Source organism: Halomonas sp. MS1, assembly GCF_024182575.1.
Taxonomy (GTDB): domain Bacteria; phylum Pseudomonadota; class Gammaproteobacteria; order Pseudomonadales; family Halomonadaceae; genus Vreelandella.
In genome coordinates this window covers 1,712,444-1,726,037 of record NZ_CP098926.1, presented here as the reverse complement: position 1 = coordinate 1,726,037, position 13,594 = coordinate 1,712,444, and the positions used below count along the sequence as shown (strand labels likewise).

Sequence of the window (13,594 nt, the reverse complement as noted above, 5' to 3'; positions counted from 1 at the left end):
TTATACCCGCTGAGCACGCCCTGAAGCGGCAATTAAGGCCATCAACCGCGATGGAATATCATCTAACGCAACCACTTCGACTGCTCCCCCGACGGCGATGGCTTCTCTTGGCATACCAAACACCACACAGCTTTGTTCATTTTGCGCAATGGTAGCCGCCCCGGCTTCACGCATCTCAAGCAGACCTGCAGCGCCATCCTTGCCCATGCCGGTCAAAATCACCCCAATGGCGTTTTTACCCGCATGCTTGGAAGCAGAGTGAAACAGCACATCAACAGAGGGACGGTGACGGTTGACCGGTGGGCCATCATTTAAGCGCACGACATAGTTAGCACCACTGCGGACAAGCTCTAGGTGCTGGTCGCCTGGGGCAATGTAGGCATGGCCTGGCAAGACACGCTCGCCATCGGTGGCTTCTTTTACGCTAATTCGGCACAGCCGATCTAGCCGCTCAGCGAAAGAGCGGGTAAAACCACCCGGCATGTGCTGGGTAATCAAGATGGCTGGCGCATTCGCCGGCAGTGGTTCGAGCACTGAGCGAATTGCCTCTGTGCCGCCGGTAGAAGCGCCAATGATAATCAGCTTCTCGCTCGACACCATGGGTGCTTTTAGCTGTGTGGGTGGCGGCGCATTTTTATGACGGGCCTGGCGAGGACGCGAGCGGGCAGCGGCGCGAAGCTTGTCGGTAATTTCAGTTGCATACTCCATCATGCCACTGCGAATACCCAAGCTGGGCTTGGCCACAAAATCCAATGCGCCTAACTCTAACGCACGCAGAGTGATCTCTGAGCCGCTCTGGGTCAGCGATGACACCATGAGCACCGGCATAGGGCGCAGCCGCATTAAACGCTCAAGAAAATCAAGACCATCCATCCGTGGCATTTCTACGTCCAATGTCAGCACATCAGGATTGTGTTGTTTGATCAGATCCCTCGCAGCAATCGGGTCTGGCGCGACGGCGACGACTTCCATATCCGGCTGAGAGTTGATTATTTCCGTTAACAAATCACGAATCAGCGCCGAATCATCAACGCACAACACTTTGATTTTGGCTGCGCTCAAAGCACGCCTCCTTTATGACGGTAGCCACCTGTGTGCCAGCCCACTCCGCTAAGGCGATTGCCAAAAGGAGTCAACGCACGTAACCGATTTATTTTTTTGCGAGGGTATAAACCGTTTGCCCACGCAGCTTGAATGCATCGCTGATATACGAAAAATTTTCCGAGTGTCCCGCAAACAGTAAGGCGTCTGGCTTCATTAGCGGGGCAAACCGTTTTAATATCTTGGCCTGGGTATCTTTATCGAAATAAATCATAATATTACGACAAAAAACGGCATCAAAAGGGCCTTTTACCGACCACTGGGACGCCAGCAAATTGAGCGGCAAAAACTCCACCAACGATGAGACTTCTGGCCTTATACGTGCCAAACCTGCATGACCACCGGTGCCTTTCTGGAAAAATCGCTTAACCCGCCCTTCGTCTAATTTACGCACCTGTTCAAGCGGATAAATACCGGCACGCGCTTTACTGAGTGCGTCGGTGTCAATATCGGTGGCAATGACTTTGGCCTGGGTGGCTTTTGGCCCCAAGGTTTCTAGCAGCGTCATTGCAATCGAGTAGGGCTCTTCCCCGGTGGACGCCGCTGAGCACCAAATAGTCACGGGACTTTGCTGTTTCTTAATGTGCTCAGCTAATAGCGGAAAGTGGTGCGCCTCACGAAAAAAAGCCGTGAGGTTGGTGGTTAAGGCGTTGGTAAACGCCTCCCACTCTTTAGCGTCCGGCTGGCGCTCCAACCGAGACAAATAGTCGGTAAAACGCGTAATACCGTGGTGACGCAGTCGCTTGGCTAAGCGGCTGTAGACCATTTCACGCTTATGCTCAGCCAGCACTATTCCGGCACGCTGGTATATCAATTCTCGTATACGCGCAAAGTCGGCATCGGTTAGCACCAGATCACGTTCGATCTGCCCTCCCGATGCCCACTGGCCGACGTCAACTCCCCGCTCGCGTTGGTCGATCAAAATTCTTCCCACTCCTCTACTGCGGCCAGCTGCCGCGTGGTTGGCGACGAAGGCGGTTTAGTTGGGCTATCTGGGAGCAGTGTTGGCGACCGATAGGCAGTAGGTGCTGTGCTAAGCGCTGTTGTTGGCGAGTTTTGATGATTCAAACGAAACGCCTCAACCGACAGGGCCAATAGACCCGCTTGCTGCTCTAATGCCACGGCGGCGCGCGCTGTTTCCTGAACACGAACGGCATTCTGCTGTGTCGCTTGATCCATTTCGGCAACGGCTTGATTCACTTCCGCGATACCGTGGCTCTGTTCTGCTGACGCTGATGAAATGTCATGCATGATCTGGGTAACATTGCGCGCCGCGTCGGCCACCTCACTAATCGCTACTTCGGCTTTTTTGACCAGCCCAGCACCCACATTGACTTCTTGATTAGAACCATCAATCAACACGCGAATCTCTTGAGAAGCACTTGCGCTTCTTCCTGCCAGCTTGCGCACTTCTTCAGCAACCACCGCAAACCCACGACCATGCTCACCTGCCCTGGCGGCTTCTACCGATGCGTTGAGTGCCAGGATATTGGTTTGAAAAGCAATCGAGTCAATCACATTGATGATGTCAGTCATTTTTTGCGAGCTTTGGGTAATTCGCTGCATATTCTCGACCAATTGCGACATTAGCTCCCCGGTCTGGGTCACTTGCTTAGCATTGTTATCGGCAAGACGGCGCGCTTCTTGAGCGTTATCGCTGTTTTGACGCACAGTCGTGGTCATTTCTTCCATGCTGGATGCGGTTTGCTGGAGCGACGCGGCCTGTTGCTCGGTACGAGACGATAACGCCTCATTACCGCTGGCAATATCCCGCGCGGCAGGGGTAACCACATTAATACCGCCTTTTACATCGCTGATAATGCTGCTCAAACTTTTCCGCATAGTGTTCAGCGACTCCATCAGCATCCCAACCTCATCCCGCTGGTGGGGGGGCACTTTTGCGGCTAGGTTTCCGCCCGCAATTTGCAAGGTAAAGCGAGACGCGCTTTTAAGCGGCCGAACAATGGAACGTAACATCAGCCCCCCAAGCAGGATAAGCGCCAGCACGCCAACACCTAGTACAGCGGCCTGAGCGCTTAACATGCGGGTTTGACCTTGCTCAGCATCAGCAGCCATTACCTCCGCGGCCACCTGTTTTTCAGCGATGAGCTGGTTCACCATCGTCGAGAGTTCGCGCCCTTCGTTATTCATCACACTGATGACTGCGTCCAAACCGGTAAACACCTGATACGTGTCTTCTGCTTGCAAGACGGTTTCCGCTTGGAACATGCCATTGTCTAAAAAGCTTTGCAGCTGAGTATTGAAGGAGCTGGCTAGCGCTGTCGTGTTGACATCTCGGGAGTAGTATTGCTGCCAAGCTGACTCGATCGTCGCCGCGCTCTTGGCAATCATGTCGCCCATCTCGAAGCGCTGTTGAATCAGCTCCATACGCTCTGGTTCAATCATGGCCTGGCGTGTTTGCGCGATGGTCTGGTCAATTTGCTGTAAGCGAATAACATCTTGCAGGCCATCATGATTAAGCGTCGCTAACCGCTCTCCGGCGACGTTAAGGCCATACAGCCCAAGGCCACCACTCACCAGCAGCAGTGCGCCAGCGACGACAATCATGCCAACCAATTTGGCGCGCAGGGTATCCAGTCGTATCCGTTTTAAGCCTTGAGTTAGACCTTTCTTACGCAACTTCCCCTTGTCTAAATAGAGCTGTTTGTTACGGCCTTCACGGATTTCAGCGTAGGCCTGTTCCGCTTGGGCGATCGCCTCTCGGGTTGCCTGCACCCTGACAGAGGCATAGCCAACGACCTGGTCGTCTTCAATAATCGGCGTTACGCTGGCACTCACCCAGTAGTGGTCACCATTCTTACAGCGGTTTTTAACCAGTCCTCGCCATGTTTCACCGCTTTTCACGGTCTGCCACAGGTTTTCAAATGCTGCCGACGGCATATCCGGGTGTCGAATCAGGTTATGGGGCGCACCTATCAGCTCTTCATACTGAAAACCACTGATCTCGATAAACGCCGGGTTGGCATAGGTAATGCGCCCTTTAAGATCCGTACGCGAAACGAGGAAATCATCACTCTGTAGTTCAATTTCACGCTGAGTGACTGGCTGGTTATTACGCATCCGCATACCTTATTTTTAGTATTGAAGCCGAGGAAGTCATGAGCCTAAACCGCAAGACCTAAAACGCTTCCCACTCATCGACTGCCGTGTTGCGAGCAGGTGTTTTTTTGGCCGCCGGGGTTTGGGCAGCAGGTACTGGCTGAAGAGCGCGGGGCCGCACGGCATACTTCCCCTCTGCCAGGGCAGGCGTCACCTGGAAGCGCTCAACCGCTTCTCTAAGGCGTGCCGCTTCGCTTTCTAATTCGTTGGCGCTACGTGCTGCCTGTTGAACCAGCTGGGCATTTTGCTGAACAACCTGATCCATTTGGGCAACCGCTTGATTAACTTGCCCAATACCATTGCTTTGCTCTTCGGAGGCAGCCGCAATCTCATCCATAATATCGTTGACCCGCTGCACCGCAGCGACAAGATCCTGCATGGTTTTTCCCGCGTGATTCACCCGCTGGGTGCCCGCGTCCACTTTGCCAAGCGATGCATCGATCAGCGTGCGAATTTCTTTGGCAGCATTAGCGCTGCGGCTAGCGAGACTGCGAACTTCCTGTGCGACAACGGCAAACCCTTTGCCATGTTCACCCGCACGGGCGGCTTCTACCGAGGCATTTAAAGCGAGAATATTGGTTTGAAAGGCAATGTTATCGATCACCGTAATAATGTCGGCAACCTGGTGGGAGCTGGCGCTAATGTCTTGCATGGTTTCAACAATATTGGCAACTTCTTCGCCGCTGCGTTTGGCGGTTAGCGTTACCTCATTGGCGAGCTGACTGGCTTGTAGTGCATTGTCAGCATTGTGCCCAACGGTAGAGGCCAACTGCTCCATGCTCGAGGCCGTCTCTTCTAGCGAAGAGGCCTGCTGTTCGGTACGTGAGGAGAGGTCGTTATTGCCACTGGCGATATGCTGAGAGCGCTCAAAAATTGACGCACCGCTTTGGCGTACCACGCCAACCGTTTCAGACAGTGAAGACTGCATATGCGCCATGGCAGTGTACAACCTGCCAATTTCATTATTGCCAGGCGAGGTAATTTGCTGGCTTAGATCGCCCTGGGCCATTTTCTCAAAGTAACCGACCAGACGATCCAAGGGACGCAACACATTAACGGTCACTCCCCACACCACCACAGCGACCGTTACGCCGGTCATGATCACCACGCCAATCAACACCCAGCGAATACGTGTCGCAAACTCACTGAACGCCGCTTGCTGCGCCTGCAAATCACTCGATGCCTGCACAATAGCGGCACCGTGGTGGAGCGCATAAAGACCTATAGCGCAGGCCACCACCACCAACATTGAAAAAGTGGCTAACACCAGCCCCCAACTGAGACGCACGGTCATATTGCTCATCATTTGACGCAGTAGCGGTGTCACACGCATTACTCCAAACACAACCGTAGTGGCCGATGCTATCCGTAGCACCAGAGAGGGCTGTTTTTTTGGCTTAAGAAGGCACTCTCCCTGTGCCCAGTTACACAGGTATTAGCGGCTGCTAGTGCTATCGACTAAGGCCATTTCTTCGCTGGTTAGCAGCTTATCGATATCAACCAGCACCAACATGCGGTCTTCAAGACTGCCTAAACCGCTCAAGAAATCAGAGGAGAGCGTGACGCCGAACTCAGGCGCTGGTTTGATTTGCTCGGGTGTTAATGTCATGACATCGGAAACGCCATCCACGACAATACCAACGACGCGGTCGGCGACATTGACCACGATAACAACGGTTTGGCCACCGTACTCGACACTGTCTAGGTGAAATTTAATGCGCAGATCGACAATAGGCACAATGACGCCGCGCAAATTGGTCACCCCTTTAATAAAATCAGGGGCATTGGCAATGCGCGTGACATTTTCATAACCGCGTATTTCCTGAACCTTCAGAATATCAATGGCATACTCTTCTTCTCCCAAAGAGAACACCAAAAATTCGCGATTATCGGCTTCTGCGGCGGACAACACCGCTCCATTGTTTGCCTGGCTCATGACGGCTCGGCCTCCTGGTAATAAGAGAGATGGGGATAACTCACCTGTTTTCCGGCTTCTTTCTTGGCACGGCTTAACCGATGTAAACCTGTAATATCTAGAATAAGCGCGACGCTACCGTCACCAAGGATGGTCGCCGCCGAAACGCCCGGCACTTTGCGGTAGTTATCTTCTAAGTTCTTTACAACCACCTGTTGCTGGCCAATCAGCTCATCGACCAACATGGCATAACGACGCCCCTCCCCCTGCACGATGACGGCAATACTTTTGGTCGGGTCGGTAATGGCATTTTCCACATCCAGCACTTCATGGATCGCAATCACCGGCAGGTACTCATCGCGCACTTTAAGCACCACATCATCGCCCGCCATGGCATACATATCGCCTTTGGCAGGCTGCAACGACTCGAGTACCGTGGAAAGTGGCAAAATAAAGGTTTCACTGCCTACTTTGATCGACATGCCGTCAAGAATGGCGAGCGTCAGCGGCAACACGATGCGCGTGTTGGTGCCTTCACCTTTCTTGGATTGGATTTCAACCCGGCCACCCATGCCTTGAATATTCCGCTTGACCACATCCATTCCGACACCGCGGCCAGAAACGTCGGTGACTTCTTTTGCCGTGGAGAAACCCGGCGCAAAAATCAGCTGGAAGACTTCTTCGTCGGGCATGTTGTCGGAAACGTTTAGGCCATTCTCACGCGCCTTGGCCAACAACCGATCACGATCCATACCCGCGCCATCATCACGCACTTCAATCAGAATATTGCCGCCCTGATGGCGTGCTGATAACACTAGCTTGCCAACTCGGGGCTTACCTACCGCTTCGCGCTCATCCGGCATTTCGATGCCGTGATCCAAACTATTACGTACTAGGTGCGTTAACGGATCGGTAATGCGCTCAACCAGACTTTTATCCAGCTCGGTGGACTTACCTTCGGTAATAAGCTCAATTTCTTTGCCCAATTTACCGGCGGTATCACGTACAACACGGGGAAATCGGCTAAACACAAATTCCATCGGAATCATGCGGATCGACATCACCGCTTCCTGAAGATCCCGCGCGTTACGCTGGAGCAGACTCATGCCATTTTGTAGCGAGCTATTGCCAACAGATTGATCACCAAGGTCACTGACCGTTTGGTCCAGCATCGACTGGGTAATAATCAGCTCGCCCACCAAATTGATGATTTGGTCGACTTTATCTACCGACACACGGATCGAGGCAGACTCTGCGGCGGCTTTTTTAGGGGCGGATTTGGCTGGCTTTTCTGGCGAGGGTGTTTTGTCAGCGGGTTTAGCCACCGCTGGCGCCGCAGGCTCAACACTATCAGTCGGCTCAACAACATCAGTCGGCGCGGCTGCTGGCGCGCTAGCACTTTCGTCTTTTTCAACGGCTACCACGCTAATTTCGATCTGCTCAGGCTCAATAATGAAGCACATCACCGCTTCAATATCGTCAGCACTAACGTCACCTGTCAGCGTGACTTCGTAACGTTTTTCATCCCCCGAGTGGGCTTGGACATCGCCCAGTTGCTCCAGCTCTTCCACCAGCAGCGTGCGATCTTTTTCGCTGACATTCAGTAGCGCAACCAACAGATGGCGTTCGCTTGGCGAGGAGGACTCAGCAGCCTCGGCGTTGGTTGATGGTTTTTTTTCAACCACTGGCGCGGGGGCCGCAGGTGCATCCAACGTCTGACCAATTTCTTCTAGCGCGATCTGCTGCAGTGTCTGGCAAATTCGCTCGTAGGCTTCTTGGTTGGGCTCTTCCTCGTTGCGATAGGCATCGAGTTGCTCATGCATGATGTCTTTTGCCTCTAAAAAAGTATCAACGAGGTCGGCTCGCAATGTCAGTTCACCTTTGCGTGCGTGATCTAACAAGTTTTCAAAGATGTGCGTGGTTTTCTGCAGCACACTGAAGCCGAAGGTACCTGCGCCGCCTTTTATGGAGTGGGCGGCGCGGAAGATAGCGTTTAGCTGCTCGCTATCCGGATCATCGACATCCAGTTCCAGCAGATGCTGCTCCATATCGGCCAGCAGCTCTTCAGCTTCTTCAAAAAAGGTGTCAAAAAAATCCGCTATATCCATGCACCGCTCCACATAAACGTCTTAGTGTTGTGATAAGCCCTACTCATTCGCTTTCATCGCTCTGAGACGCGCTTTGTGGCAGCGCCTCTAAAAGCGCATCTTCATCAGGCAATGAGGAATCAAAACTCATAACGCCTGGATTACGAATCGCTTCAGCGATTTCTGGCAATAAGACAACGAGCTCAATGCGGCGATTAACCGGGTCTGTCGGCGCAGTGTCAGGCAACCTGACACGATCGGCAAAGCCCGATACGCGCAGCAGTTGATCTGGATCAAGCCCACCAGCAACTAATTCACGCCGAGAGGCATTTGCTCGGTCGTTGGACAACTCCCAGTTACTGTAGCCTCGAAAACCACCGGCATAAGGCACGCTGTCGGTGTGGCCGCTGATGCTTAAGTCATTGGGTAATTCGTTGAGTAGCGGTGCCATCGTACGTAGCAGGTTGCGCATGTAGGGAGCCACTTGATCGCTGCCTAACTCGAACATGGGCCGCTGCTCCGTATCGAGCAGCTGAATACGTAGCCCTTCGCGGGTTAAATCAAAGCGCATTTGGCTACGTAGGTGGCGCAGCTCCGGGTCTTGTTCAATGGCCCGCTCAATACGCTCTTGCAAATCGTTAAAGAAACGCCGCTCCTGAACACTGGGACGGCTATGCTGAAGAATATCAATCCGAGCACGTTCGCCATCGCTGTGGGTCGGGTCTGGGCCGCCGCCAGGAATCACCTGGGTGCTTCCTGACCGATCGCCACTGGTCATTGCCGAGATCAATGGCGTGCTGAAGTACTCTGCAACACTGCGGCGGGTTTCATCGTCGGAAACACTTAAAATCCACATGACCAAAAACAGCGCCATCAAAGCTGTCATAAAGTCAGCAAGGGCAATCTTCCACGCACCGCCATGGTGGGCATGCACCACTTTTTTGCGCCGAATAACAATCGGACGCTTATCGCCCCCCTTACTCATGCATTACCGCCCTTTTTAGCGTCGCGAACATACTCTTCAAGCTCTGCGAAGCTGGGGCGCTCGGTGCTGTGTAGTGCTTTCCGACCAAATTCAACGGCTAACTGAGGAGCATAACCATGCAGGCTAGCCAGTAGCGTGACACGGATACACTGGAGCATTTTTTCTGCTTCTTTGGCTTGCCGTTCGGCATAGCTCGCGATAGGGCTAATAAATCCATAGCCCATTAAAATCCCCAGGAAGGTACCCACCAACGCCATGGCAATCATTTGTCCCATTTGTTCAGGACTGGCATCTCGTAGGTCAGTGCTTTAATAACCCCCATTACCGCCGCTACGATACCGAACGCAGGCATTGCATCACCGACTTTGGCAATCGCATCGATGGGAATATGGGCTTCCTGCTCAAATACTTCGATTTCGTGAAGCATTAACTCATCGATTTCCATCGGTTCCATGCCACCGCTCACCATTAACCGCAGATAATCGGTTAAAAAATCCATAATATGAGGGTCTGCAAGCACCGTGGGATGCTCTTGAAACAGGGGACTTTCCTGAGGGTTGTCAATGTCACGCTCAATGCCCAACATCCCCTCGCGGCGCACTTTAGAGAGGATCTTGTATTGCAGCGCCATTAACTCCATATACAGGGCTTTATTATATTTTTTGGTGCGTTTGAGCCGGGGAAGTATTTTAAACGTGGCTTTAATCGCTTTGCCGTTATTGGCAGCAATAAAAGCGCCAACGCCTGCACCGCCAATAATCAGCAGCTCCAGGGGTTGGAACAAGGGGCCCAAGCTACCGCCTGCCATCACATAACCGCCAAAGACAGATAGCAGTACGACCAAATAACCCAGAGGAATCAGCACAAGCAGTGTCCTTGCGGTATCAGTTTTATCTCAAGGGAGCGCGATTGCCGTGTTTCAAAAAGAAGACACAGAAAAGTCCCGCTCCACGCGTTTCTTAGCCATAGCATACGCAGGCGTAGGCAGTTCTAATGAAAAAGTACCCACCCCTTTTGGTGCTATCTATACGTTAAAGTCGCACTTTATTGGTTATATGCTTACCCGCTGTGGGCGCGGCCGTTTTTTATCTTTCAAAGCCGCGCCTTGCGTGTTTTGCCAGCTCGCGAGGGAGGCTGGCAAATACCGCAAACATAATCATGAGCGGGGCTATGCGCATGCGCGACAAAGTGCCCCCCACAACGCGTACACATGTTGAGCTGCAGCAAGTCACTTTCAAAAAACCGTACCAGTGTCCACGCCCGCGTAAGCCCCAGCACCGGTTCAACGTTTTCAAGGTTTATCTGCTCTTCATACAGGCGGTAAGCTTTGACAAAGGCATCAATACGCTCGCAGCAGGTATTTTTTTGTATACTGTTGTAAATGTTGTAAAACAGCGACGAATGCACGTTTGGCAGCCACGTTACGAACCAGTCCGCGGAAAAAGGCAGCATACCTTTAGGCGGCGACATCCCCCGCACTTCTTTGTACAACTTAATCAAGCGCGTGCGACTTAGGTCTGTCTCGGTCTCTAGTACTTGTAAGCGTGCACCTAACTCAATCAGCTCTATGGCCAGTTGTACTTGGTGCATTTCATCAACCAAGCTTTTCTGACTCACTCGGACTCTCCTACTGGAAACACCTCAAACTCTTCACAAGCCGACAGTAAAGAAGCATGTAACCCTGAAAGACCTTGATCCCGAGGATTCTGAGTAATTTTGCGCAGTTGATGGACGCTCGTTTGGCTTAGCCTGCATATCAGCTGATTATTGCGTGCCAGTTTCGTCAACTGCCGAGCATTTAGAGACACCAGCAGATCGGCAAGCTCACTGTCTACTTTTAAGCGAAACATCGCTGCCTCACGGTCTTCGACCAATAGGCGCTGCGCGAGAAGTAAATACGCTAAATTAATTTCTTGAATTTCATCGAGAAAGCTGGTTTGACTCATAGTGTTCCATCGAACGGCATGGGCGTTTCATTATGACTTTATATCGACGCCTTAAAGGTTTTTAACATTCCTCTGTCATGGTTACATACAACGTTTATATTGGCTACCAACGCTCTTGCCGAAGAATTAACCCTTCTTCGGATAACTCAAATACCCACACAAGAAGCTCTGCAATCACCTGGTATAAACTTGCAGGAACCTCGGCATCGAGATCTAACTGCATCAGCAGTGCCACAAGCTCAGGCGCATCGTGCACATAAATGCCTTGGCGCTGTGCCTCCGCCATAATCCGCTCCGCCAGCTCGCCGTAACCTTTTGCGATCACTCTCGGCGCCTGATCTTTATCTTGATAGGCTAGCGCGACGGCTTGACGACGATGTTCACCCGAGGTCGCCATCATGACTCTCCAAGGTGGCATAGTGGGCTTTCACCTGAACACTGCGAAAATCTAACGCCTGCAGACGTTTTTCCAAACGCTCGCTCCCCAGCTCTAGAGACTGGTAAGTCGACGCCGTATCCGTGGTCAGATCAATGCTTAACACTGATTGGTAAAGTCTCAGTGATGCACTGAACGCTCCCAGATTAGGCACGTCGAGCTGCATATCTGACTGCCAGACACCATCACCTTCTGCCTCTTGCTGGGCACTTTCGCGCTCACCTTCCCGGGTAGGCATATGAATGACTAATGCCATAAAAATACCGGCCCAAACATCACCTTCCCAGCGAATAACCGGCATCACGAGCATATCGAGCTGTTGACGCACCAGGCTCTGCAAACTTTCATGCACAATCTCACGGCCACCGCGCACTAGCGAACTCTCTTCCATTGCCCGCGCGCTTGCCATATCAATACTGGCGGAAGCGCTCGCAGAGACATTGGCAGGCACACTTTCACGCTGCGCGCCTGCTGGCAGGGTACTATCCGGCATAAGCGCAGCTGGGCGGATCAAACCAGCTTGATCACTTGCCACAGGTATCAGCAACGAATTCGGCAATATGGCAACGTTTGTATTACTCGCACCCAATGTGGCATTTGCCGCAAAAGGAGGCATTACAAACGTGGCCAGACTGGCAGGCAGCAGAGGTCGTGGGCCTGGCTGCATCTGCGGTTCTCGCAGCAATTGTTGTCGGGAAGAGTCCCCTTGAAACCATCGCTTTAAATGCGATTCGTAAAACAGTCCGCTATCCCTAACGCTACTTTCTAACCGACTTGCTAGTGCCGTAGCAGAGGGCGCTTCCTCCAATCCCATCAATGGCGCCTGCGGGCGTATCATCGCCGGTGGTGCAGGAAAGCGCAGTAATACATCGGCGATGGTGCGTGCCGCAGGGCTAAAGTGTGTTTGCGTCGAGCCTAGTGGTGTGTTGGCTAGCTCTCCCTTCGCAGCGGGCAGCCGTTGCCCATCAAGCGAGGAGGAAAGACGCCTAAGATCATCGAGTGGCGATGTTAGAGGGCGCCCATCCAAGCTTGAATCGCCTTGCAGTGCACGCGGCCCCTCACCCGGCGGTACTGGTTGCACGGGCGCGTTAAGAGGACGCTGGGACAGCTCGCCCTTACGCCCAAGCACTTGGTGCATGAGCGTATCGATAAGTGGCGTAATGCCACTCACGTAGCCCCCTTCTCCTGATCGCTACCGGTATCGAAAAGCGCCGCATCACCTTGCTGAGGCGCATAAGCACGATGCAGACTTCGCTGACGTTGAGAAACACCTATCAGTTTGCCTAGCTCATCTCGCCTAGCCACCAAACGACGACGAATTTCAACATCATGCTCAAGAATGCTCTCCAGCAACTCTGCTTTTCGCTTCCGGCCATCATCGTCAAGTACGGTTTCTTCATCGCGCTGACGCAACGCTTCAACTGACATCACATAGTGAGTACGCTGCTCGATAAGCTCTGCCCACTGCTCCGCATGCGCGAGCTCGTGCATTTTTGTCACACAGATGAGTAGCTTAGCGTACGCTTCAATAAGCGCTTGCTGGGCATTTTCACGAGCAGTTTCAGAAGCCGACATGCTTTGCCTCACGCACTTTGCTGTTGACCGATTTCACGCCATGCAGAGGCGATGTCTTCAAGCAAACGTTCTGCTTGGTTAAGGCTGTCTTCATCATTTCGAAGGTTTGCGGCTAACAATAAGCGGGAAATGTAGTCATATAGAGAAGCAAGGCGCTCAGCAATATCGCCGCCCTTCTCTTGATCCAGCGCAGCCACCAAGCCATTGTTAATAATATCCAAGGCCTTGGAAATCGACTTCCCCTTTTCAGCCGTGTGACCTGCCTGCATATGAATACGCGCCGCACGGATGGCCGCCTGAGCACCATCAAACAGCATTACAATAAGCTGATGAGGATCAGCTGACATAACGCCGCTTTCCACGCCAACGCGGGCGTAGGCATTGGCACCTCGGCCATAAGCGGCGCCACCGCGGGAGTATGTCATAAGC

General features: G+C 52.6%; 13 protein-coding genes and 1 pseudogene. All 14 read right to left on the bottom strand.

The genetic code is table 11. The annotated features are described in order from the left end of the window. Window positions 1-1,062: a protein-glutamate methylesterase/protein-glutamine glutaminase gene (locus NF683_RS07745; protein ID WP_089040054.1), complete on the bottom strand. Its 1,062-nt coding sequence runs from the start codon at window positions 1,060-1,062 to the stop codon at window positions 1-3. An 88-nt stretch (window positions 1,063-1,150) separates the two neighbouring features. After that, window positions 1,151-2,023, bottom strand: coding sequence for a CheR family methyltransferase (locus NF683_RS07740; RefSeq protein ID WP_089040055.1), 873 nt, complete (start codon window positions 2,021-2,023; stop codon window positions 1,151-1,153). Further along, entirely contained in the window at window positions 2,020-4,182 is a 2,163-nt protein-coding gene (locus NF683_RS07735; protein WP_253921678.1) for a methyl-accepting chemotaxis protein, read from the bottom strand. Before NF683_RS07735 ends, NF683_RS07740 begins: the two co-directional genes overlap by 4 nt. Before the next feature lie 58 nt (window positions 4,183-4,240). Further along, on the bottom strand, window positions 4,241-5,554 hold the full coding sequence (locus NF683_RS07730) for a methyl-accepting chemotaxis protein (RefSeq protein WP_089040057.1): 1,314 nt from the start codon (window positions 5,552-5,554) through the stop codon (window positions 4,241-4,243). Between the two features lie 102 nt (window positions 5,555-5,656). After that, window positions 5,657-6,157 (bottom strand): chemotaxis protein CheW, encoded by a 501-nt coding sequence (gene cheW / locus NF683_RS07725; RefSeq protein ID WP_038480211.1) that lies wholly within the window; start codon window positions 6,155-6,157, stop codon window positions 5,657-5,659. After that, window positions 6,154-8,244, bottom strand: a complete 2,091-nt coding sequence (gene cheA, locus NF683_RS07720) for a chemotaxis protein CheA (protein WP_253921677.1) — start codon at window positions 8,242-8,244, stop codon at window positions 6,154-6,156. The genes cheW and cheA overlap by 4 nt, the downstream gene beginning before the upstream one ends. Before the next feature lie 43 nt (window positions 8,245-8,287). Next, window positions 8,288-9,208: a flagellar motor protein MotB gene (gene motB, locus NF683_RS07715; RefSeq protein WP_253921676.1), complete on the bottom strand. Its 921-nt coding sequence runs from the start codon at window positions 9,206-9,208 to the stop codon at window positions 8,288-8,290. Next, window positions 9,205-10,073: pseudogene (gene motA / locus NF683_RS07710) on the bottom strand (flagellar motor stator protein MotA). The gene motB and the pseudogene motA overlap by 4 nt, the downstream one beginning before the upstream one ends. 227 nt (window positions 10,074-10,300) lie before the next feature. Further along, window positions 10,301-10,825 (bottom strand): flagellar transcriptional regulator FlhC, encoded by a 525-nt coding sequence (flhC, locus tag NF683_RS07705; protein WP_095604338.1) that lies wholly within the window; start codon window positions 10,823-10,825, stop codon window positions 10,301-10,303. Beyond that, on the bottom strand, window positions 10,822-11,154 hold the full coding sequence (flhD, locus tag NF683_RS07700) for a flagellar transcriptional regulator FlhD (protein WP_089040062.1): 333 nt from the start codon (window positions 11,152-11,154) through the stop codon (window positions 10,822-10,824). The genes flhC and flhD overlap by 4 nt, the downstream gene beginning before the upstream one ends. 103 nt (window positions 11,155-11,257) lie before the next feature. Then, the gene (locus tag NF683_RS07695) at window positions 11,258-11,551 is read right to left on the bottom strand and encodes an EscU/YscU/HrcU family type III secretion system export apparatus switch protein (protein ID WP_253921889.1); all 294 of its coding nucleotides are present in this window, start codon (window positions 11,549-11,551) and stop codon (window positions 11,258-11,260) included. Next, window positions 11,535-12,761 carry a flagellar hook-length control protein FliK gene (fliK, locus tag NF683_RS07690; RefSeq protein WP_253921675.1) on the bottom strand — a complete coding sequence of 409 codons (1,227 nt, stop codon included), beginning with the start codon at window positions 12,759-12,761 and terminating at the stop codon, window positions 11,535-11,537. The genes NF683_RS07695 and fliK overlap by 17 nt, the downstream gene beginning before the upstream one ends. Then, window positions 12,758-13,165 carry a flagellar protein FliT gene (gene fliT, locus NF683_RS07685; protein ID WP_253921674.1) on the bottom strand — a complete coding sequence of 136 codons (408 nt, stop codon included), beginning with the start codon at window positions 13,163-13,165 and terminating at the stop codon, window positions 12,758-12,760. The genes fliK and fliT overlap by 4 nt, the downstream gene beginning before the upstream one ends. A gap of 8 nt (window positions 13,166-13,173) precedes the next feature. Then, window positions 13,174-13,590, bottom strand: a complete 417-nt coding sequence (gene fliS, locus NF683_RS07680; RefSeq protein ID WP_125744821.1) for a flagellar export chaperone FliS — start codon at window positions 13,588-13,590, stop codon at window positions 13,174-13,176. Window positions 13,591-13,594 lie beyond the last annotated feature (4 nt).

Excerpts from the sequence above, each read along its gene's own strand:
- NF683_RS07735 (WP_253921678.1), bottom strand. The coding sequence starts at position 4,182 with ATGCGTAATAACCAGCCAGTCACTCAGCGTGAAATTGAACTACAGAGT.
- NF683_RS07730 (WP_089040057.1), bottom strand. The coding sequence starts at position 5,554 with ATGCGTGTGACACCGCTACTGCGTCAAATGATGAGCAATATGACCGTG.
- cheW (WP_038480211.1), bottom strand. The coding sequence starts at position 6,157 with ATGAGCCAGGCAAACAATGGAGCGGTGTTGTCCGCCGCAGAAGCCGAT.
- cheA (WP_253921677.1), bottom strand. The coding sequence starts at position 8,244 with ATGGATATAGCGGATTTTTTTGACACCTTTTTTGAAGAAGCTGAAGAG.
- motB (WP_253921676.1), bottom strand. The coding sequence starts at position 9,208 with ATGAGTAAGGGGGGCGATAAGCGTCCGATTGTTATTCGGCGCAAAAAA.
- flhD (WP_089040062.1), bottom strand. The coding sequence starts at position 11,154 with ATGAGTCAAACCAGCTTTCTCGATGAAATTCAAGAAATTAATTTAGCG.
- NF683_RS07695 (WP_253921889.1), bottom strand. The coding sequence starts at position 11,551 with ATGGCGACCTCGGGTGAACATCGTCGTCAAGCCGTCGCGCTAGCCTAT.
- fliT (WP_253921674.1), bottom strand. The coding sequence starts at position 13,165 with ATGTCGGCTTCTGAAACTGCTCGTGAAAATGCCCAGCAAGCGCTTATT.
- fliS (WP_125744821.1), bottom strand. The coding sequence starts at position 13,590 with ATGACATACTCCCGCGGTGGCGCCGCTTATGGCCGAGGTGCCAATGCC.